Below are 19,681 nucleotides of genomic sequence, written 5' to 3'. Positions count from 1 at the left end.
GCAACGTAAATAGGAACAATAATGGCGATTAATCAGGTGGCTGTCAGCCATACCATGCTGCGCGACGAAGGCGAGGCGGGAAGTTTTCTCGCCGCACAAGTCGTTGAAAAACTCGGCGGTCAGAGTCCTAACGTACTCATTGTGTTCGCCTCTCCGGAGTTCGATTACGTAGCGCTCCTCCAGGCAATTGAGGCTGGCTGCAAGCCCGACATTATGGTTGGCTGCTCTTCAGCAGGTGAATTTTCCGGCTGCAAAGATGGCAATGCTTCTGTATCGCTCATGGCGATCCGGGCCGAGGACATGCTTTTCAACGCTGCGCTCGGCAAGGGCATTGCCGCTGGCCCTATTCCAGCGCTCGATCAGATCATGCCAGTATTTACTGGCGCGCAGCACCACGACTTTCCCTATCGCTGCGCGCTGGTACTCACCGATGCCTTGGCCGGTTACACCGACGACATGATCCATGAAATAACGGTGCGTACTGGCGGGACCTACCAACTCTTTGGCGGCGGCGCGGCTGACGATGCCCGCTTTCAGCAGACGCACGTATTCATGGGAAGCAGTGTCCACGACGATGCGGTTGTGGTGCTGGAGATGTTGTCGAAGAGACCTATCGGACTGGGTGTCCGTCACGGCTGGGAGCCGTCGGGTGAACCTCTCCGCGTGACTGAGGCCGATGGCAACAAGATAATCAGCCTGAACGCGATCCCGGCCGGTGACGTATTTGCCGCCCATGCCGAGCGCACCGGGCAGGTTTTCAAGCGTGACGACCCTCTCCCTTTCTTTCTTCACAACGTCATCGGCATCGACACTGGCGATGGATTCAAGCTGCGCGTTCCTCTCTCACTAGGCAACGATGGTTCGGTTTCATGCGCTGCCGCAGTGCCGGTCGGCTCGACCGTGCGTCTGATGGTAGCAAACGTCAATTCGGCATGCGAAGCCGCTAGCCAGGCTTCGCGTGCTGCCCTCGACGGCTTACAGGGTATGCCCCTCGCTGGCTCCCTCTTGTTCGACTGCGCCGCCACTCGACTTCGGCTGGGCCGGGCGTTCGGCGACGAGCTTAAGGCGGTTGCCGATACGCTTGGCTCTGACAATTTTGCTGGCTGTAATACGTACGGACAAATCGCACGCGCTGAAGGGCAGTTCTCAGGATTCCACAATTGCACTGCGATCGTTTGTGCCATCCCTGCATGAAGTAAATGATAACGTTCGAGTTGGTCGAGATATTTACACAACTGCAGGCACCGAAAAACCGTGCCAGCGGCGCTGCTGCGCTCGCAGCCTTCAGCGGCGCCGAACAGGTTCTCTTGTTTGGAAAGGACAAGGAAATCGGTCTGTTCCTGCCGGCTGCCGGGCTGCCGCAAACGCTGCATGAAGGTGGCCGCTGGCAAAGTTTTTTGAAGGTATGCGAGCATGAGCGGTTCGCGAGCGCCATCATGCACTCTCCGAATGGCGCCGAAATTAGCGTCTTCGGCATGACGGACGCTGCTGCGCTCGCGGCGATTGTCTTTTTGGGAGAGCGTCCGCATCCAGACCTATGTGGTCAGGTCGGCGCGCTACTGCCGCTGCTTGGCGCCATGCTAACGGTGGAACGTACCGCCTTTGCGGCGGACGGTCATGCCGCTGCTGCGCGTGAGAACAGCCGCAGAGCCAGCGCGCTGAACGCGGCACTCGACGTTAACCGGCGCGAACTTCAAGAGGCCTTTCGGCAGGCTGAGCGCGAGCTCGAATCACGCCGCGCCGCCGAGAGCAAACTGCGTGAAGCTGACCGCCGCAAGGACGAATTTTTAGCTATGCTCGCCCATGAACTCCGAAACCCACTTGCCCCCATCAATATGGCTGCGCAGATCCTGAAATTTGGCCCGGTCGATCCGGCGCGCCTGAGCCAGACCTGCGCAATCATCGACCGACAGGTTTCTCATATGACACGTCTGCTCGATGACTTGCTCGATGTCTCACGTGTCACGGGGGGGATGGTAGTGCTGTCGCGGGAGGTGCACGATATGCGGGCTATTGTTGACCAGGCGCTGGAACAAACGCGTCCACTGATGAACGCTCGCCAACACTGCCTGACCTTTGATCTACCCAGCGTCGAGGTCCTGGTATTCGGCGACGGCACGAGGCTAGTGCAAGTAGTGACCAATCTACTGAACAACGCGGCCAAGTATACTCCGCTAAGTGGGGAATTAAAGATCAAGCTCGCCCTGCAGGACGATATGATGGTGTTGGCTGTGAGCGACAACGGCATTGGCATCGACGCTGCGCTACTGCCGCACGTGTTCGAACTGTTCATTCAGGGCGAGCGGTCGTCAGACCGCTCGCAGGGCGGCCTTGGGCTTGGCCTTGCTCTGGTACGCAGTTTAGTTGAGCGCCACGGCGGCGCTGTCCAAGCGCGTAGCATGGGCCCCGGCTTGGGCAGTGAGTTCGAAGTTGTCTTGCCGCTAGCGCGGCCTGGCACACTCGAAGCCTCGGACCGCCCCAGCAACGAAGCGGCGGGCATGAAGGCGCTGGACGTCATCGTGGTAGACGACAATGAAGACGCGGCCAATACGCTTGCCTTGTTCCTCGAAGGACATGGCCACCACGTGCGGGTTGCCTTCAACGCAGCCTCTGCATTGACGATGGCGGTTGCTCACCCGCCCCGAGTCATGCTGATCGACCTTGGCCTGCCTGACATGGACGGCCGCGACCTGGCGCGCCAGCTGCGCGCTCGACATACGAGCGGCAACTGCACATACATAGCCCTCACCGGCTACGGGCGCCCGGAAGACCGCGCCTCGTCTCTCAAGGCCGGCTTCCAATATCACTTGACCAAGCCAGCAAATCCAATGGAGCTCATGCAGCTGATCCGTTCGCTTTCCGCAACGACTAAGATTTGAGGTGACAATCCGCTTCTGGTCGAACTAGTCGCTTGAATAGCACGCTGTACGTGAGCTTGCGCGGCCGAGCCAGTTCCCAATCCGAACGTTATCAACGGTACGAGGAACAATGCTTCCCACCCCTGAGTAAATCATTCTTTTTCCGCAGTGATTAAATTGACGGAATCGGATGTCGTATAGAATGAGGAGACAATTTCACCTGGACCTTTCAATCATGCGCACCAGCGACTTCTATGCGACTTAGCCACTTCATAACAAACCACATGGAAGAGATTCTTGCCCAGTGGGAAATGTTCGCCGCTACCGTGGTGCCGCCAGCTTTGACAATGGATAAGGTAGCGCTGCGCAATCACGCAAAACTCATGTTGGAGGCGATTGTCTTAGATCTGGACAACTCCCAGACTGACGTAGCACAGCAACTGAAGTCATACGGCACTGGAAGGGTCCTTCCGGAGGAAAGCTCCGCCGAGACGCATGCGCAAGCTCGCCTTTTTTCTGGTTTCAATATTGAACAACTGGTCTCCGAGTATCGCGCCCTGCGAGCTAGTGTCTTGCGGCTTTGGTTGGAGGACGACGGGGTCCAGCTAACGACGGATGCGATGGATGTGATGCGTTTTAACGAGGCCATTGATCAGGCGGTTGCTGAATCGGTCGGTCGCTATGCGGAAATAGTCTCCAAGTCCCAACACCTTTTTTTAGCAATCTTGGGACACGACTTGCGAAATCCTTTGGCTACTACCCTTATGGCCGCACGCTTCATCATGGAGGGAACTGAAGTGGATCCGCGCTACTCTTCCGCGGCAACACGAATTCACAATGCAGGTCAACGGATGAACAGTCTCGTCAATGATCTTCTCGACTATACAAAAGCAAACTTGGGTACTGGTTTGCCTGTAATACATAAGTACGTTAACTTAGCTGACCTGGTACAGAGCGCCTTATCCGAGCAGCAAATGGCGCACCCGGAGATTACTTTTGAACTAGTTGCGAGCGGCGACTGCGATGGGCAATGGGACGACAATCGTCTTGCCCAGGTGCTTTCGAATCTATTGAGCAATGCGGTGCAGTACGGGAGCAAAGATCATCCAGTGATTCTACGAATTTCCTCGGACGAGTTTTCCGTAATACTGCGCATTGAGAATTTCGGTAAAGCGATCCCGCCAGAAAAACTGAATACGATTTTCGAGCCGCTTGTGCGGATTGCGGGTCATACCGATACAGTGCATGGGAACAACCTTGGCATCGGTTTGTTCATAGTGCGAGAAATCGTTCGTGCTCATGGAGGCTCGGTAAAGGTCACGTCAAACGAACTAACAGGCACCGCGTTCGTAGTCACGTTGCCGCGCCGCCCTCCACAGCATCCTGTCCACATACAGTTCACACCACGCTAAGGGTTCGATGACCCTGTCCGTCAACTGGAAGCGGTCTATAATGAGTGTAACAACTCAGTTGTGAAGGAAATCACTATGAAACTGAAACGCGGCTCCAAACGATTTAGCTCCCCCACGGTCTTGAGGGGAGATGCACCTTTTCTCGGAGCCACCGTCAAGGAGTGGGACGACGCGCTAACCGGGAACATGGAGAAGTCTCTTGCCAGAGTCAAAATTCTGGCCCAGGAACACGGACCGAAACGCGATGCGTCCAAGGCCACGACATTCGATCTCGCCAGCTTCGCTGGCAAGCGCCTTGCCACTGCCAAATAATTCTCTCTTCCACTACTTGTAAACGCGGCTAAGCCCGCGTTTTTTTATATGTCCGACGAAAAAAAACAAGCCAAACTCGACCTTCATGTAGTGGTATTTGCCGGCCCGAACGGTTCCGGTAAGACTTCCCTGATTGACGACATCAAGGAAACAGGCTTGGCAACCGTCCAGGGTGTCTACCCCGTTCCCACCCTCTTCATCAATCCCGACCAGGTTGCGAAGGACCTGAAAGGCGAGTTCGCCGACCAGGACGCCCGCGACCTCGCTGCGGCCAGGGCGGCCGTGTCGATGAGGGCCGAGGCCATCGAGAACCACCTGCCGTTCGCTTTCGAGACCGTCATGTCGCATCCTTCACGAATCAATGAAATGCTGATGCTCAAGGAGCAGGAATACAAGCTGTTCCTCACATTCATCACCACCGACGATCCGGAAAAAAATGTCGCCCGTGTCACCATGCGCTACGAGACCGGTACGACCACCGGCCATTACGTCCCGCCCGATAAGGTGCGTGAGCGCTATCACCGCACCCTGGCCCTCCTGCCCAGGGCCGCCGAGATTGCCGATGCGGTCTATATCTACGACAACTCGGCAGACTTCCAGAAGCCGGCGCTGCAGGCCGTCATCGAGCGTGACCAGCAATTCATGATCTCCCCGGATGCCAAGGAGTGGGTCCTGAAAAGCCTAGTCTATCCCCTACAGCAGCGGGAGCGCGAACTGGATCAGTTGATAGCGATGATCGACAACAAAGGCCATGCCTTGGGCGATACAGACGAACTGCACGGCACCTATAAGGGCGCAGTCCTGTTCAAGACAACCTACTACCTGGCCCAGCTCGATGAGGCGACCAACCAGGCGATTATTCACGACCGCCTCATGCTCGATCCCGGACAGAAGGGAATCGACAACGAGCCGCCTAAGTACGCGCACAAGGAAGACCTGACGATCCGCTATTCTCAGGCGAATGCCCCAAAAGTTGAACGCCACCCCCTGCCGTGAATGTGGAAATCCAGGTGCAATGGAACGTAAAACCGGTTTAGGGGAGAGGAGGGAAAACGGAAAAAATAGCACGCTAAGCCTACGCGCGACTTTTGGAGGGTTCTACCTGGATGACAGGCCGCTTAGATGCGCTTGCCAGGGGAGAGAAACGCACTGGACAAACAACTCGAACATATGCGTCGCCATAGCCGCAGGCGGGGCACTTTCCTAAAAGCTTTCTTGGTTGTGCGTCAGGACCAATTCGGCTAAAAAGCAAATGCACTGGCACATCCGGTTGCGTAATAAGCACATTGGAGTTGATAACATCACCATCGGGAAGTATTCAGTTCAGCTCATTCATGCCGGATTCTAACAGCTCCTTCAATATAGCAAGCAAACTATCGACTTTTAAGTCGGGTGCAGCAAGCTTTGCAGTAAGAAATTTTTGGTCTAAACTCATTTATTAACTCTCCAATAATAATACCGCTTGTCGGATCCTAGTGGAATGTTGTCTAATTGTAAATAATTTTATTTTTAAAATTTCTTTACTAACCTTTTAGTCAGTAAAGGTCAAAGTTTTCCCTATCATAAACCATAGTTCTATTTTTAGAAATTTAATGACGAAAAAATATTACCGTTTGACTGATTGCAAATGCCATTTACGGTCTATGGCCAACTTTACGCCATTGCTCATAATAATGCGATATCCACGATTGAAGAGTAAACGTGCACTATCTCCTTCTGGATGTTTTTTACTAAATCCAATAAAAGACCCTTCCGGCGGCATTTGAAAAGCGAAAGCGATATTCTGAACACCCGCAGCTTTAACCAACATGTTTTCTGTTTTCATATCGTCCATCATGATTACTGCAACGTCTATGCGGCCCATGGCCAACTTCTTTATATTCGTCAGTTCTGACCGCGCCTCAACAAACGAAGTTCCACGCGGAACCTTTTCAGTGAGCGCAAGCGGGTATTCGTAGCCATTCACGATACCTATCCGTATGTTCGTTGGAAGAGCATCTACCGATTTGGCTATTATGGGATGCTTCGGATTGAAGTAAATACGAGGATATGCTTGATATAACGGCAAATCGGCGAACCAAACTTTGTCGTGGAGTTCCGGTGCATCTGCCATACTTAAGCAACCCGCCACCGATCCTGCCATCACATATTTTTTGCAACGGGCGTACGGAACGACGAGCAACTTCACTTCAGTATGCACGGCTGAAAACGATGCCAACACTATTTCGTTCGCGTATCCCGAGCCATCGGCATTGGACCAAGGTGCAGCGGCATCTTCCGCCATAATTTCAAGTGTTTTTGCTGCAAAAGCATCATTTGAAATTAGTGCAAATAAAACAACAATATAATAAATCATAACAAGCCCCTAACGATTGGCTCTGATTAAGCGCATTCACTTTCTTCTCGGCCTAACTGTACGCCCCAGGCCATTGACCGCCACCGTCAATGGCCTGCTTCTTTGTTATGCAGTAGTTCCCTGACCATACCATTGAACTAAGAACCTCCGAGGTCTCCGGCGACGAAATACTCAGCAGCCTCAACCAACTTTCTAAGATGTAACAGCTCTCCAACTCGTCGTTCAAGGTCAGCTCTAAGTCGTTGGTCGTGCACTGGAAGAAAGTGACCTTTAACGGGCGTCTCCCCGCAGCCACACGCACAGTCAATAAAGTTCTCCCTCGAATTCTTGGTATTTTATTTTTCATACCGTTTTCGCTAACTGTAGCGACCTGCGTTTGAAAACGGGCCGACCAGCATTTGACGCGTTTTTCGACCAAGATTAACTGCAACTGATGGGGCGCTCGAACCAGCATTAGCTGCAAGTCAGCCTGCATTTGACGGGACCGACCTGCATTCCATCGGTGTCGACCAGCAATAACTGCAACTGACCGGCCGCCCATAAAGCCGTTCTGTTCCGCAATTGGTGGACGAAGATTTATGCACCGGGTTCTTGGACGCACGATACCGGGCGCGGTCGTGATGACTAGCACGTGCCTTGGGGCTTTCCTGAAAACCCTAGTTTTCTGCACTTGTGTCAGAGTTGACTAGGTGTGATCGCGGCGCACTTGGTCAGACCTGATCCAGTCGGAACGCCTGGAGCCGGTCGTAAATGTCCATGGCAGCGTTGTGCGTATCTTCCATTCGCTTCGTCAGCTCCAAGAGAATCGCATTCTCCCGGACGCCGCCTTTCATAGCGGAAAGAAGGTTTTCCACCGCTGTGTTTTCCACCAACCTGGCCGCTTTCCATTCTTCCATAAGCGGCAACGCTTCCATGTCGTAGATCATTTTTTTCCTTCGAAAGTATTGAAAACATAACATGGTCATGAAAAACCGAAGACACAAGGGGACGCACAATAAAAATCGCCGATAGGCTTAGCTAACAGAATGAACGCGGCGCTTACGTTCGCCGAAATACGCGGACAGGACTACATGCAAGTATTCCTGGTTCGACGCGATGGAATGCAGGTCGGCCCCGTTAAATGCAGGCTGACTTGCAGCTAATGCTGGTTCGCGCGCCCCGTCAGTCGCAGTTATTGTCAGTCGAAATCTGCGTCAAATGCAGGTCGAGCTAATTTGAAATGCAGGTTGCTAAAGCTAACGGCTGCTGCTGGCCGAAAGCTGCCTGCTGTGGGCTCAGATTGTACCTTAGAGGTACACCCATGCGCAGCGCTGACATTGAGACGTTTTTCGCGTCTCGCATGGGTTGATGTAGCACATTCGAGACAGGGTAGCCCGGTCGTCTAGACCCCAACGAGACGATACCCATTGCAAGCTCATTTGCAGTTAGCGTGAGCACGAGCCCTCCGCCATTTGCAGTTAATTCGAGCCGAAACTGGCATCGAATGCGAGCACGGGCAGTTTCAAACGAGAGCCGCTACAACTATGGAACCGTCAACAAACCAATGCGCGTTTAGGCTGTACGAAGCGGTCTTCAATGGTCAAGTCGAGCTGTGCTGCGCCAACCCGGATGACAGGGCGCTTCGACCCAAAGCTGACGATGCTTATTCCTTGGAACTCTCATCAGCTGGAGATAAGTTAATTGGGCAGCCGCCCTTAGTAGGCACGATCAACGATTGCGTATCCTGATGTACAAATTTCTTCTGCTGCACGATTTGCACGACTACTGCAAGGCCGTCAACAAACAGCAGCTAATTTATCAGCAGATAAAATCGAAAATATCAAACCAAAATAGTACTATCTATTAAGCATAAAAGAAAATTATTAATAAGTTTCATTTCGCTTTTTGGAGCAATAACATCAATGCGTCAATATCAACAGGTTTAACCAAATGATAATTAAATCCTGCATCCACACTTTTTTGCATATCTTTCTCTTGGCCCCACCCTGTTAGAGCTACAAGTATAGCATTTTCGCCCCATTCTACATTTCGTATAAAGCGAGCAGTATCAAAACCATTCATTTTAGGCATGCCAATGTCGCATATAACAACATCAGGCTTAAACTTTGATCCTATTACAATTCCAGATTCCCCATCGTAAGCTGTGCGAACTTCATTACCCTTAAACTGAAGAAGTAGAGCTAATAATTCCGCAGCATCTTCGTTATCATCAATGACAAGTATCCGAAATTCGAGAATTGGCGTAGTAAATATAGAATCAACACTATGCATATCCACTAAATTAGTAGTAGAAACTGGTAAATTAATTATGAATTTACTGCCAAGCCCTTCACCTTCACTGAATGCATTAATAGTTCCGCCATGCAAATTAACTAAACTTTTTGCTAGCGACAATCCCAGCCCTAAGCCTCCAGTTGTTTTTTCCAATGTTCTGTCAACCTGAGTGAACATTGTGAAAATATCATTGAGCATGTTCTCAGGAATTCCAATTCCGTTATCAACAATACTTATTGTAACTGATGCACTATCATGACATACAGATAAACTTATATGGCCGCCGTCATGTGTATATTTTGCCGAATTGTTTAGTAAATTCGCTAAAACTTGGGATAGCCGAACGCTATCACCATCTAAGTAAATTGAATCGTCTGATAGTTCAATAGATAGCGTTTGGCCTTTTTCCGCAATTATGTGGCGGCTTATTTCTATCGCTGACGAAATGACTTCATTCAACTGAATTCTTTCGTTATGCAATTGAAGCTTATTCGTATTCACTCTGCTAATATCAAGCAAATCATCAACTAGCCGGGTCATCTGAATGAGCTGTCGTTCCATAATTGAACATGCTTGGGCAATTACTTGATTTGAATCAACACTCTTTATTAACTGCACGCCACTTTTTAATGGCGCTAACGGATTTCTAAGCTCATGAGCAAGTATTGCTATAAAATTATCTTTCTCACGGCTTGCATCTCGTAATATTTCTTCGGCCTTCTTCTGTTCGCTTACATCAATAGTAACACCATCAAAACGAATCGGAACTCCATCTACCGTGTAAAATGCATGACCAATAGCCCTTATCCATTTTACAGCCCCAAAACTTGGATTGATCGTACGATAAATTACATCATAGGACGCCCGCTCAACGATACTTCGTTCAATGGCTTGGCGAGTAATTTCACGATCATCAGGATGAAGAAGTTCGTAAAAATTCTGAATTGTAACAACCGCGTGGGGTGACAGATGAAAGTGTTTTTTTACCACTTCATCCCATTCAAGTATATTAAAAGGCAAGTCGCAATACCAGAACCCAACACCACTGCTATTGCGAACCATTGACAACCGTTCTTCACTTATCTTCAAAGCAGCTTCGGCACGCACTTTTTCTAGTGCCGCCCAAGTCCGCTCAGCTGTTTCTTGGATCAAAACAATTTCGTGAGCAAACCAATCTCGTCGCTCAGAAATATGGACAGTCATACCTGCCACAAATTGTCCATTTTTCACGAGTGGCACGTCAACGTGGGCCCGCACTTGAATAGTTTTAAAAGCATCTTTTTCGTATTGAGAGCGATTAATTTCATTAGTCGCATCCGATTCTACGACTGTAATTCCCTTAAGCAATGATTCAAGAAGCATTGGCCCAAATGAATCTACTGGATATTTACCTGCAAGCGGCTGTACACCTGCAGTAAAGTCACGTTCAATAATGTATTCATCACCCATAATTTCAAAATAGACAACTCGATTAGCACCTAATTGCTCACCAAGCACTCTACTTGCTTCAGCCTGTACATCGATAGCCCTTGATAATGGGCGTAATGTTTCTGATAGCCTCATTTGGAAAGCCTGTAATTCTTCTGCATGTCGCCTCTCCGTAACGTCACCGATAATGCCGACCATACGAATAGGTTTTCCGTCGAAATTATTTTTGACAACACCTTTACTCCATATATATCGGAGCGCGCCGTCAGCGCGAAGAATTTTGCATTCGACGCTCCAAGGCAATCCGAAATTCAATGCTAAGTGAAAATCGGCGTCAACTTTTAATCGATCCGTCGGAACAACATGTTCAATAAACATTTCGTATGTCCACTCAGTAAGTTGCGGATCATAACCGAAAATTTCATCATGACGTGCGGTGCGAATTGACGTGTTATCTATAAGATCAAGTGCCCAATGTCCAAGCTTGGCTGCAGAAAGGGCAAAGTCCAATTGTTCTTGACCTTCGCGTAACTGCTCTACTATTTTCATCCGTTCACTTACGTCACGCGCGGTGCCTGCGATTGCTTCTACTTCACCGTTTTCACCAATAACTGGAACAAAAATATAATCATATCTCCGGTAGCCGTTTGCGCCATTAAATGATACCTCTCCTCTAATTGGCTTTTGAGTTGTCACTATTAAATCAAATTCCTTACTATGCATCGTGGCATGCGCAGGTGTGTAACCAATTTCTAACAAGGTTTTCCCAATCGAGCTTTCAAGATTAAGTCCCCACATACTAAGCAAAGTATCATTGGCGTAAATGACGCGATGGTCAAGACCAAAAACATAAACCAAGTCAGATGTGTTGGTTAGAACGGTTTCATAAGCTCGTTGGAGTTTCGCAGAATCTGCTAAGATTGTGGGTCCTATTTGACTAATAGTATTCGCAATTAATGATTCAAAAGACTTTTTATCAGTTTCAAAATTACCGTTTACGTCGCGGGATTGGTTCAGATTCTGTTCATTGCCCTCGACGTTTGATAATTGAGTACTGTCTAACGCATTAAAAGTCAGCTGGCTAGCTTCCTTGTTGTTATTGGGAGGATTAGAATTTGCTTTCATAAGTGGGCTGGCTGATGAAAATTGGAGTTGTGCATAGTATAAGGTAGCTTGCAACTCTTGGGTTAATTGGTCCCATCTCAGTTGCCACCCGCCTCACCACGATTTCCACTGTCGGAAATCGGAATTGTGCAAGCTAGTTGGCGCATAAATGCGACATTTGCGATTTTTCCCGTATCGACGGATCGCCTGGCGATTAGGCATTTCTATAAACTGCGCAGATTGTCAGGAGTCGGCTGCACTCGCCCCCTGCAAGGCGGCGTAAAGGGCTGTCTTGCCGATCTTGAGCCGTGCGGCAGCCTCGCGGATGTTCAGCCCGTTGGCGATGTGTTCCCGCGCTCGCTGCAACTTGTCAGCGGTGACAACCGGCTTGCGGCCCCCTTTGCGGCCACGAGCAGCGGCGGCGGCCAACCCGGCTTTGGTTCGGTCTTGGATCAAATCGCGTTCGAACTGCCCTAATGCGCCGAACACATGAAAGAAGAGCCGCCCGCCCGATGTGGTCGTGTCAATGCTTTCCGTCAGCGACCGGAACCCGACGCCACGCGCTTCGAGCCCGCCGATGACCTCAATCAGATGCGGTAGAGAGCGGCCAAGCCGATCCAGTCGCCAAACGGCCAGTACATCTCCATCGCGCAGAAAGGCCAGCACGGCGGCCAAGCCGGGGCGGTTGATCTTAGTTCCGGAAATAGAGTCCTCAAAAATCCGTTCGCAGCCCGCCATACGCAGCGCATCCGTTTGCAAGGCGGTGTCCTGTTCCGCAGTCGAAACCCGCGCATAGCCAATAAGTGCCATTGTACGTCCTTTTGTCCGTTATTCCGTCCGCCTATCTTAATGTCCGACAACCCGTTAATCAAGTGCATTGTCGGACAACACCCGGCATGGCCGCCTAATGATCGTTTGACGGACATTGACAGTAAGGCGTTTTTGCATTACCATGCGAAGCATCAACCTACGAGATTGCGAGCACACTATGACTACCTTGACCGTTACCGCACGGGGGCAAGTGACGTTTCGGAAAGACGTATTGCAACACCTTGGCATCAAGCCAGGTGAAAAGATCGAGCTGGACTTGCTGCCAGATGGTCGGGGCGTACTCAAGGCGGCGCGGCCCGCTGGGACGATAGCCAGCTTTGTCGGCCTGCTCGCGGGCAAAATGCAGAAGGTTGCCACCATCGAAGAAATCAACGAGGCGGCTGCACAGGGATGGGCAGGCAAGAAATGAAGGTCGCAGTCGATACCAACGTCCTTGTGCGTGCTGTTGTGCGTGATGATCCATTACAAGCGACCGTCGCCGCCGCAGTCTTGACCGATGCCGAGTTGATCGCGGTCGCGCTGCCGTGTCTATGCGAATTCGTTTGGGTGCTGCTCCGCGTATATGGCTTCCAGCAAGCCGACGCGGCCAGCGCGATCCGGGCGCTACTGGCCGCAGCCAACGTGGAAGTGAACCGGCCCGCCGTGGAGGCCGGTTTGCTGGTGCTCGATGCGGGGGGCGATTTTGCCGATGGCGTTATTGCCTACGAGGGCAATTGGCTTGGCGGGGAAACCTTCGTTTCCTTCGACAAGAAGGCGGTGGCACTTCTCACGGCTCAAGGGCAATCAACGCTCCTTTTGTGACGGACATGAGCATGAACGAGCACGGTGCAATGGACTTCTGAGCTATTCCTGCCTCTCGCGGCACATCGTGTATAGGACTCCTGATACATCCCGTTCAAAAGTTCTATGCACACGGAGCGGCCAGCCCCGTGTGCTGGTGCAGTCGCCTGCTGAAAATGACACCCGGATAGGCCTATTTGCAGTCTATACAGTACCAGAATCGGATGGTACTCCAAGGGGATACCCATGACGAGCCGGCCGACCGCGTTGCGCGATCCGACCGGGCCACGCGGTCGGCCTCCATCGGGGCTACTGTTGATTTATTCCAACTGCGCGCCCCGCGCTATACTGTATATAAATACAGGTGCGAGGCTCCAAATGAATTTCATCGAATTACCAGACCAGATCAACAATGTCGCCGACCGCGAGGCGCAGCCGGCAGCACTGCAGCCGCCGCGAAGTTTCCGGCCGCTTCTGCAGCACAAGCTGGCTGCCGGCTTTCCGTCGCCGGCAGCGGATTACATCGAAAAGGGACTCGACCTCAACGCCTACCTGGTGCAGCACAAGGAGGCGTCGTTCTTCTTTCGCGTCGTTGGCGAGAGCGTTTCCGGCGCCGGCATCCTGGACGGCGATATCGTGCTTGTGGACCGCTCTGTCAATCCGTGCCACGGACACTACGTACTCGCCGTCGTGGACGGGGAGTACACCTTGAAGCGCTTGCACCACCTACACGGTGTCATCGAGCTGCACCCGGAGAATCCCTCCTTCGCGCCGATCCGGCTGGTCGAGGGCCAGGAGTTGCAACTGTGGGGCGTGGTGACGGCCGTCGTCCGCAAGTACCGCGTGTAGCCATGGCCGACGCAAGCTCCCAGGTGTTCGCGCTGGTCGATGTCAACAATATGTACGTGTCGTGCGAAAGAGCGTTCAACCCCAGGCTGCGCGACCGGCCGGTGGTCGTGCTGTCGAATAACGATGGCTGTTGCGTCGCCAGGTCCAACGAGGTCAAGGCCCTCGGCGTCAAGATGGGCACACCGTGGTTCCAGATGAAGGACCTTGTGCGGCAATACGGCATCGTCGGCCTCAGCTCGAATTACGCGCTGTACGGCGACATGAGCAACAGGATCATGATGATCCTGCGCAGCTATAGCCCTAATGTCGAGGTCTACAGCATCGACGAATCGTTCCTCAGCTTAAACGGCCTGGGCGGTCTCTGGCCGTCGCCCACGGCCATGGGCCAGGCGATCCGGGCGCAGATACTTCAATGGACCAGCCTGCCCGTATGCGTTGGCGTGGGCAGTTCCAAGACTTTGGCGAAGCTGGCCAACCATGTCGCAAAAAAGGTCCCCCTCTTCGACAGTGTGTGCGACTTCACCAATATGTCGGCCGCCCGCGAACGCTGGCTGTTCGAGAGGATCGACGTGGGCGAGGTGTGGGGCGTCGGCCGGCGCATCGCCGCCAAGCTGCACGACATGGACATCCACACCGTCCAGGACCTCAAGAACGCGTCGCCGCGCGATATACGTGCCCGCTTCGGCGTGGTCATGGAGCGGACGTGCCAGGAGCTGCGTGGCTTGTCGTGCCTAGCCCTCGAAGAAGTCGCGCCCCCTCGTCAGGAGATAGTCTCGTCCAAGTCCTTCGGCGCCATGGCCGTCAGCCTGGCCGAGCTGGAAGAGGCGGTATCGACGTACATCGCCCGTGCCGGCGAAAAGCTGCGGGCGCAACGCTCCGTGTGCGGCGCGGTCCACGTGTTCGTGCAAACGAACCCTTTCCGCCAGCAGGACCCGCAATACAGCAACGGACTCACGGTGCCGCTGATTGAGCCGACCAACGACAACCGAATTCTTGCCGGCGCCGCGCTGCTGGGCCTAGCCGCCATCTACCGCGAGGGTTTCCAATACAAGAAAGCCGGCGTCATGCTGATGAACCTGGCGCCCGGCGCGATCCGCCAGGGAACGCTGTTCGACGCCCCACGTGAGCGCGAGAAATCGGTGCGCGTGATGGCAGCGCTCGATGCGCTGAACCAGCGCTTCGGCCGCGACGCCGTGCATCTTGGCTCGGCCGGTCTGGCACCGCGCTGGGCGATGCGCGCCGAGAACAAGACCCCCTGTTACACGACCAGATGGGACGAATTGCCCAGGGCGCTTGCGAACTGATCGGAGCGGCGCCGGCAACACCTGTCTTGTAAAATCATCCTGTTTCGTCACCGAAAGCAGCCCATGTGCATCAATTACACGCCTGTTAGCCAGCATGGCCTCGACTTCTTCAACACCGTCGCGCCGGCCGACGCCGAGTGGCCGGCCGAGACCTGGCAGGACTACCGCGCACCGATCATCCGCCTTGGCGCGAATGGCGAGCGCGAGACACTGGTGGGATCATATGGTATGGTGCCGCAAAAAAAAATCCCGCCACATGTCAAGAAGTTCAGCACGATGAACGCCAGGTCGGAGGATGTTGGTACGAAGCGGAGCTACGCTAAGCCATGGCGCGAGGGCCAGCTATGCCTTGTTCCGATGGATCGATTCTATGAACCCAACTGGGAAACGGGCAAGCATGTCCGTTGGGGTATCGGCATGCGTGATACGCGGCCGTTCGCGGTGGCCGGCCTATGGCGGGAGTGGCCCGAAGCCGATGGCGGGGTGGCCTACTCCTTCACTCAGCTCACGATCAACGCGGCCGGCCACGACCTCATGGAGCACTTTCACAAACCGGGCCAGGAAAAGCGCTCGCTGGTGATCGTTCCTCCGGACGAATATGACGAATGGCTACATTGCCGGAACCCGGAATTGGCCCGCGCATTTTTGGGCCTCTATCCGGCCGAGCTGATGGCTGCCGAGCCGGCCCCCAAACCTCCCAAGGATTCTGCCCCTGCAGCCGGAGATTGAGAAATCCAGCGCCCAAAGGCGTTCGCCTGCTTGGGACTAAGCGCGTCAAGCGGGCGCTCCGCCTGCTTGAAGTACGCCATTTCGGCGTATACCGTGCCGAGCTGGCTCGCATCCTTCGAGAGCACGTAATTGACTGGCGGCTCGGCCGCCATGCAATTGCAGAGCGCTTGCGTGACTTCGTTCAACGTCGGCATGATGGCTACCTTTCGCGTTAGGAGGCGAGCTGATCGGCATGCTCGTCCATGAAGTCAATCTCGTTCCATGCCGCGCACCAAGCAGCAGGAAGTCCGGAAACGGCCACCATGAATTCAACGCAACGTTCGTCGTTGAGGACCGGCATGCCGTCGCTGAATTTTAGCAAATTCGGGTACGTCGCCCGATCCGCCGCCAGCTCGTCCGCCAGCTCGCCCATCGTATAGATGCCAGAAAAGCGCTTGTAGCGCTCCAGGGCTGTATCGAGCGCGCCTCTCTGCCAACTCGGCACGCCCTCCATTACTTGTTTCGCTTCCTCGATGTTCATCGCCCTGCTCCCTATTGATCGGTCAACGGCCTACTTGCGGCGGTAGGCCAGGTATACCGGCCAAAACCACGCATAGAACATGCGCAGCCACACCCGGTTATGGAATTTCAAGCTTGACGGCTCCGGCGTGATCGGGACACGCATGGCCCTGATGACCAGGTGGCCTATGCACTGATATGCCACACCGAACCACAAGAACAAGGGCCAACGGGCCAAGAAGCCCCAGGCGCATATCAGGCCAAGATTGACCAGGCCGACCACCAGCGTCTTGCGCCTCGATCCGAATACCGTAGCCTGACGTTCCATTTCCTCGCCGGGCGCCATCATAGCGCGCTCGATCATCTGGATAGGCGTCAGGGTCTTGCGCTGCTCGATGATCGGCCACAGCCATTTCACGATTTTATAGGCGGCGATCATGCACGCCACCAGCACAACCGCTCCGCGAAAATAATCCACGTTGCCTCCTTTAGCGGCTAAAACACTTGATGCGAAGTGATGTTTTCATTGTTGGGACTCCTTCAAGTTCGATGGAACGTGAACCAGGTCGATCTCGACGCGCTGGTTTTCCAGCCGGCCGGCGGCCGTGGCGTTGTCGGCGATGAAGTCGGACGCGGAAGCGTAGTTGACCATTATTTTCAGCGGTGAGACGCCTTGGCGGATCAGGTAAGCCCGCGCCGCCGTCGCCCTAGCCAGCGCCAAGGCCTCGTCCTGCGCGGTCGGGGTATTCGTGCTGGTCCGGCCGCGAATCGTCACCATGGCCGCGTCCCTGGCGTTCAACAAGGTTTCGACGCTGGCCGTCGTCGGGCGAAATGCCGTGCTGCCGTTGGCGAACAAAATGAAGACGGTGGTGGACACGGGCGTGCCTTGGTACTCGGCCTGCGCCGACACGACGTGACTGGCCGCGACCAGGAGAAAAGCAACGGCCAGGTGGTAGGTTTTGTACATGAAGTCTCCAATCAGAAGAAAAGGTATCCCGCCTTGCTCATCGGGATTCGGATCAACAAAAGCGCCACCAGGTGCGCCGGGTAATAGGCATAAAACACCCATCGCAGCCGTGAAACGCGCAGAGCGGCGCCAGAAGCCCCGAGAGCGATCGGCACGGCCGCCAGCGCCCACGGGTTGCCGTTGACGTACCAGAGGCCACCAAAGGCCGCGACCGCGAGCGCTATCGCCGTCCATGACGGGCGCCTGCTGTAAAGCCAAACTGCCAGGCCGAGCGCGAGGGCCGGCCACCAAAACTCGACCATGGCGCCGGCTGCGAGGAACACGCCGGCAGCGCCCGCCCGGCCGGCCACGCTGTCGCGGTCGACCAGGTGCAGCATGCCGGCGATGGCCGCCATGGTGAACATGATGTTCAGCGGCCACCAGCCGGCCACCAAGCCGCCCAGGGCGACGAAGGCCGGCATGGTGACGCCGCCGACGACCAGGAGGCGCCAGGTCGTCCGCTGGTAGACCCCGCGATCCATCGCGCCCGGCCGGGCGAGGTTGTACGCCAGGACGAAGACGAACAGCGGCATGGCGATGCGGCCGCTGTCGAACAGCCATTCCTTGGTTCCGTTGAACAGATACTTGTTGACGTGATCGCCAGTCATCAGGACCAGGGCGAGCCATTTGACGGCTTCGAGCGCGCCATCGGCCGCGACGAGCCGAGGAAGCGACGCGGTGCCGTTCGCCGCCTGTGCTGTGGTGCGCGGTAAGTTCATGATCCGCATGCCTTCCGGGCCTGTTCCACTTCGTCAATCGACCAATGGGCCTTGGCGTCGCCTTCGAGCATGCACGCGGCCACGTACGCCTCGGCCAGCAGCGCTGCCGAGGCGGCGCCAGGCGTCCGCGCCAGGCGCGTCATGGCCTCGATGCGGTCGCGCCGAGCGAGGAAGTCGGTCGCGGCCACGCCGGCCAGCGCGCCGATCCACGGCATGACCGCGTTCACCGCGTTTCCCCGGCCGGCGACGCGCTCGCGCTTACGATCAGCCGGCGCGGGACGTACTTGACCGGGGGCGCGGCCGGCGTAATGGCCGGTGCCGTGGCCGGCGCGGCGGCCGGCGCCGGCAGCGCCGCGTCGGCCATGGCCTGGTCGTGCGTCTGGTAGTGCTTGCCGAGCCAATCGGCCCACTTGGCGGCGCGGACGATCAAGTCGGCCCTGTAGACCTGATTGAACTGCGGGGTCCGCGAATGGTAGTTCGCGGCCCGCGTCCAAAGGTCGCCCATGTCGTACCTGATGTGCTTGCGCAGCCGCCAGGCGGCCAGGTCGAACGGATAGCACCCGGCCGCCGCCACATGGCTCGGGGCGATCCCGTACGGCGCCAGTTCGCGCAGATAGTTCGTGTTGAACTGCAGCGGCCCCACGTCGTGGCTCCCGTTGCTGCTGTTCAGGACCCACTGCCCCGCCCTGCCGTTCTCCTTCTCGGCCACGGCCAGCAGGATGTTTGCGGGTATGTCGTACTTGGCCGCTGCCGCGACGGAGCAGACGATGCGTTCCTGCATGAACGGGGGGAGGTCGATGGGCATGATGGGTCCGTGTTTGGGGTTCGGTCCGTTAGCGTTCTTGGCACTTGATGGCCTGATTGCGCGGGTCGCACGGGACCGGCAACGGCACTTCTGGCGGATCTGGCTCGGGCGGGTTGTTGTTCACAACCTGGTTGATCGTGTCCGGATCGACCCGAGGGCAGAGCGACAGAAAGTTCTTGCGGGCGCGGAGCGTGCTGCTGAATCGGCGTAGCGAAATGCTGAAGTACTTCGTGATCGCGGCCATGCATTCGGCCGGCCTGGTGGGCGAGGCCAGGCACATGATGGCCTCGCAGGCCAGTTTGGTGTCGCCGGTCAGGACCTCCTGCGCGCTGGTGGCCAGCGGCGCCGATGCGGTCGCAGCGACCACGGATGCGGCAATTATCGCCTTCAATTTCATGATGTTCCCCTTCAAGATG

21 protein-coding genes are annotated in these 19,681 nt (G+C 54.8%); 10 read left to right on the top strand and 11 right to left on the bottom strand.

Going from position 1 to position 19,681, the window contains the following annotated elements; genetic code table 11:
• Nucleotides 1-21: 21 nt before the first annotated feature.
• The 5 genes from Q0S71_RS18215 (at nt 22) to Q0S71_RS18195 (ending at nt 5,578) form a co-directional block, all read left to right on the top strand.
• A complete protein-coding gene (locus tag Q0S71_RS18215) occupies nt 22-1,194 on the top strand; it encodes an FIST N-terminal domain-containing protein (RefSeq protein ID WP_295998942.1) in 1,173 nt (390 codons plus the stop codon).
• A gap of 5 nt (nt 1,195-1,199) precedes the next feature.
• Complete coding sequence (locus Q0S71_RS18210) at nt 1,200-2,879, top strand: ATP-binding protein (protein WP_295998939.1); 1,680 nt, start codon at nt 1,200-1,202, stop codon at nt 2,877-2,879.
• Between the two features lie 263 nt (nt 2,880-3,142).
• Nucleotides 3,143-4,270 (top strand): HAMP domain-containing sensor histidine kinase, encoded by a 1,128-nt coding sequence (locus Q0S71_RS18205; protein WP_295998937.1) that lies wholly within the window; start codon nt 3,143-3,145, stop codon nt 4,268-4,270.
• A gap of 75 nt (nt 4,271-4,345) precedes the next feature.
• A complete protein-coding gene (locus tag Q0S71_RS18200; RefSeq protein ID WP_295998935.1) occupies nt 4,346-4,582 on the top strand; it encodes a hypothetical protein in 237 nt (78 codons plus the stop codon).
• Nucleotides 4,583-4,630: 48 nt separating this feature from the next.
• Nucleotides 4,631-5,578, top strand: a complete 948-nt coding sequence (locus Q0S71_RS18195) for a zeta toxin family protein (RefSeq protein WP_295998932.1) — start codon at nt 4,631-4,633, stop codon at nt 5,576-5,578.
• 610 nt (nt 5,579-6,188) lie between these two features.
• Here the strand turns inward: Q0S71_RS18195 and Q0S71_RS18190 are convergent.
• From Q0S71_RS18190 to Q0S71_RS18175, 4 genes are all read right to left on the bottom strand, one after another.
• A complete protein-coding gene (locus tag Q0S71_RS18190; RefSeq protein ID WP_295998929.1) occupies nt 6,189-6,938 on the bottom strand; it encodes a hypothetical protein in 750 nt (249 codons plus the stop codon).
• A 710-nt stretch (nt 6,939-7,648) separates the two neighbouring features.
• Nucleotides 7,649-7,864 (bottom strand): hypothetical protein, encoded by a 216-nt coding sequence (locus Q0S71_RS18185; RefSeq protein ID WP_295998926.1) that lies wholly within the window; start codon nt 7,862-7,864, stop codon nt 7,649-7,651.
• A 946-nt stretch (nt 7,865-8,810) separates the two neighbouring features.
• Entirely contained in the window at nt 8,811-11,765 is a 2,955-nt protein-coding gene (locus Q0S71_RS18180; RefSeq protein ID WP_295998923.1) for a PAS domain-containing protein, read from the bottom strand.
• A gap of 222 nt (nt 11,766-11,987) precedes the next feature.
• Nucleotides 11,988-12,554 (bottom strand): recombinase family protein, encoded by a 567-nt coding sequence (locus Q0S71_RS18175; RefSeq protein WP_295998920.1) that lies wholly within the window; start codon nt 12,552-12,554, stop codon nt 11,988-11,990.
• A 178-nt stretch (nt 12,555-12,732) separates the two neighbouring features.
• On the opposite strand from Q0S71_RS18175, the gene Q0S71_RS18170 reads away from it, so the two are divergent.
• The 5 genes from Q0S71_RS18170 (at nt 12,733) to Q0S71_RS18150 (ending at nt 16,237) form a co-directional block, all read left to right on the top strand.
• Entirely contained in the window at nt 12,733-12,984 is a 252-nt protein-coding gene (locus Q0S71_RS18170) for an AbrB/MazE/SpoVT family DNA-binding domain-containing protein (protein WP_295998917.1), read from the top strand.
• A complete protein-coding gene (locus Q0S71_RS18165) occupies nt 12,981-13,376 on the top strand; it encodes a type II toxin-antitoxin system VapC family toxin (RefSeq protein WP_295998914.1) in 396 nt (131 codons plus the stop codon). The genes Q0S71_RS18170 and Q0S71_RS18165 overlap by 4 nt, the downstream gene beginning before the upstream one ends.
• A 357-nt stretch (nt 13,377-13,733) precedes the next feature.
• Entirely contained in the window at nt 13,734-14,204 is a 471-nt protein-coding gene (locus Q0S71_RS18160) for a LexA family transcriptional regulator (RefSeq protein WP_295998912.1), read from the top strand.
• 2 nt (nt 14,205-14,206) lie between these two features.
• Nucleotides 14,207-15,508, top strand: a complete 1,302-nt coding sequence (locus tag Q0S71_RS18155; protein ID WP_295998910.1) for a Y-family DNA polymerase — start codon at nt 14,207-14,209, stop codon at nt 15,506-15,508.
• Nucleotides 15,509-15,571: 63 nt separating this feature from the next.
• Nucleotides 15,572-16,237: an SOS response-associated peptidase gene (locus Q0S71_RS18150; RefSeq protein WP_295998908.1), complete on the top strand. Its 666-nt coding sequence runs from the start codon at nt 15,572-15,574 to the stop codon at nt 16,235-16,237.
• A 211-nt stretch (nt 16,238-16,448) separates the two neighbouring features.
• Here Q0S71_RS18150 and Q0S71_RS18145 read toward each other — a convergent pair whose 3' ends face one another.
• The 7 genes from Q0S71_RS18145 to Q0S71_RS18115 are packed head-to-tail and all read right to left on the bottom strand — an operon-like array spanning nt 16,449 to nt 19,662.
• Nucleotides 16,449-16,757, bottom strand: coding sequence for a hypothetical protein (locus Q0S71_RS18145; RefSeq protein ID WP_295998905.1), 309 nt, complete (start codon nt 16,755-16,757; stop codon nt 16,449-16,451).
• 30 nt (nt 16,758-16,787) lie between these two features.
• Nucleotides 16,788-17,213 (bottom strand): hypothetical protein, encoded by a 426-nt coding sequence (locus Q0S71_RS18140; RefSeq protein WP_295998903.1) that lies wholly within the window; start codon nt 17,211-17,213, stop codon nt 16,788-16,790.
• A 45-nt stretch (nt 17,214-17,258) separates the two neighbouring features.
• Nucleotides 17,259-17,702, bottom strand: coding sequence for an OmpA family protein (locus tag Q0S71_RS18135; RefSeq protein ID WP_295998899.1), 444 nt, complete (start codon nt 17,700-17,702; stop codon nt 17,259-17,261).
• 11 nt (nt 17,703-17,713) lie between these two features.
• Complete coding sequence (locus Q0S71_RS18130) at nt 17,714-18,469, bottom strand: TraX family protein (protein ID WP_295998896.1); 756 nt, start codon at nt 18,467-18,469, stop codon at nt 17,714-17,716.
• Complete coding sequence (gene kleA, locus Q0S71_RS18125) at nt 18,457-18,687, bottom strand: stable inheritance protein KleA (protein WP_295998892.1); 231 nt, start codon at nt 18,685-18,687, stop codon at nt 18,457-18,459. Before kleA ends, Q0S71_RS18130 begins: the two co-directional genes overlap by 13 nt.
• Nucleotides 18,684-19,265 (bottom strand): hypothetical protein, encoded by a 582-nt coding sequence (locus Q0S71_RS18120; protein ID WP_295998889.1) that lies wholly within the window; start codon nt 19,263-19,265, stop codon nt 18,684-18,686. Before Q0S71_RS18120 ends, kleA begins: the two co-directional genes overlap by 4 nt.
• A gap of 28 nt (nt 19,266-19,293) precedes the next feature.
• Complete coding sequence (locus Q0S71_RS18115) at nt 19,294-19,662, bottom strand: TrbM/KikA/MpfK family conjugal transfer protein (RefSeq protein ID WP_295998886.1); 369 nt, start codon at nt 19,660-19,662, stop codon at nt 19,294-19,296.
• Nucleotides 19,663-19,681: the final 19 nt, after the last annotated feature.

Source organism: Rugamonas sp. (assembly GCF_025354735.1).
In the GTDB taxonomy this organism is placed as follows: domain Bacteria; phylum Pseudomonadota; class Gammaproteobacteria; order Burkholderiales; family Burkholderiaceae_D; genus Rugamonas.
Note: the sequence above shows the minus strand (reverse complement) of the source record. Positions and strands in the feature narration are given on the sequence as shown.

Coding starts and splice junctions, on each gene's coding strand:
- Q0S71_RS18215 (WP_295998942.1), top strand. CDS start 22: ATGGCGATTAATCAGGTGGCTGTCAGCCATACCATGCTGCGCGACGAA.
- Q0S71_RS18210 (WP_295998939.1), top strand. CDS start 1,200: ATGATAACGTTCGAGTTGGTCGAGATATTTACACAACTGCAGGCACCG.
- Q0S71_RS18205 (WP_295998937.1), top strand. CDS start 3,143: ATGGAAGAGATTCTTGCCCAGTGGGAAATGTTCGCCGCTACCGTGGTG.
- Q0S71_RS18200 (WP_295998935.1), top strand. CDS start 4,346: ATGAAACTGAAACGCGGCTCCAAACGATTTAGCTCCCCCACGGTCTTG.
- Q0S71_RS18195 (WP_295998932.1), top strand. CDS start 4,631: ATGTCCGACGAAAAAAAACAAGCCAAACTCGACCTTCATGTAGTGGTA.
- Q0S71_RS18190 (WP_295998929.1), bottom strand. CDS start 6,938: ATGATTTATTATATTGTTGTTTTATTTGCACTAATTTCAAATGATGCT.
- Q0S71_RS18185 (WP_295998926.1), bottom strand. CDS start 7,864: ATGATCTACGACATGGAAGCGTTGCCGCTTATGGAAGAATGGAAAGCG.
- Q0S71_RS18180 (WP_295998923.1), bottom strand. CDS start 11,765: ATGAAAGCAAATTCTAATCCTCCCAATAACAACAAGGAAGCTAGCCAG.
- Q0S71_RS18175 (WP_295998920.1), bottom strand. CDS start 12,554: ATGGCACTTATTGGCTATGCGCGGGTTTCGACTGCGGAACAGGACACC.
- Q0S71_RS18170 (WP_295998917.1), top strand. CDS start 12,733: ATGACTACCTTGACCGTTACCGCACGGGGGCAAGTGACGTTTCGGAAA.
- Q0S71_RS18165 (WP_295998914.1), top strand. CDS start 12,981: ATGAAGGTCGCAGTCGATACCAACGTCCTTGTGCGTGCTGTTGTGCGT.
- Q0S71_RS18160 (WP_295998912.1), top strand. CDS start 13,734: ATGAATTTCATCGAATTACCAGACCAGATCAACAATGTCGCCGACCGC.
- Q0S71_RS18155 (WP_295998910.1), top strand. CDS start 14,207: ATGGCCGACGCAAGCTCCCAGGTGTTCGCGCTGGTCGATGTCAACAAT.
- Q0S71_RS18150 (WP_295998908.1), top strand. CDS start 15,572: ATGTGCATCAATTACACGCCTGTTAGCCAGCATGGCCTCGACTTCTTC.
- Q0S71_RS18145 (WP_295998905.1), bottom strand. CDS start 16,757: ATGAACATCGAGGAAGCGAAACAAGTAATGGAGGGCGTGCCGAGTTGG.
- Q0S71_RS18135 (WP_295998899.1), bottom strand. CDS start 17,702: ATGTACAAAACCTACCACCTGGCCGTTGCTTTTCTCCTGGTCGCGGCC.
- Q0S71_RS18130 (WP_295998896.1), bottom strand. CDS start 18,469: ATGCGGATCATGAACTTACCGCGCACCACAGCACAGGCGGCGAACGGC.
- Q0S71_RS18120 (WP_295998889.1), bottom strand. CDS start 19,265: ATGCCCATCGACCTCCCCCCGTTCATGCAGGAACGCATCGTCTGCTCC.
- Q0S71_RS18115 (WP_295998886.1), bottom strand. CDS start 19,662: ATGAAATTGAAGGCGATAATTGCCGCATCCGTGGTCGCTGCGACCGCA.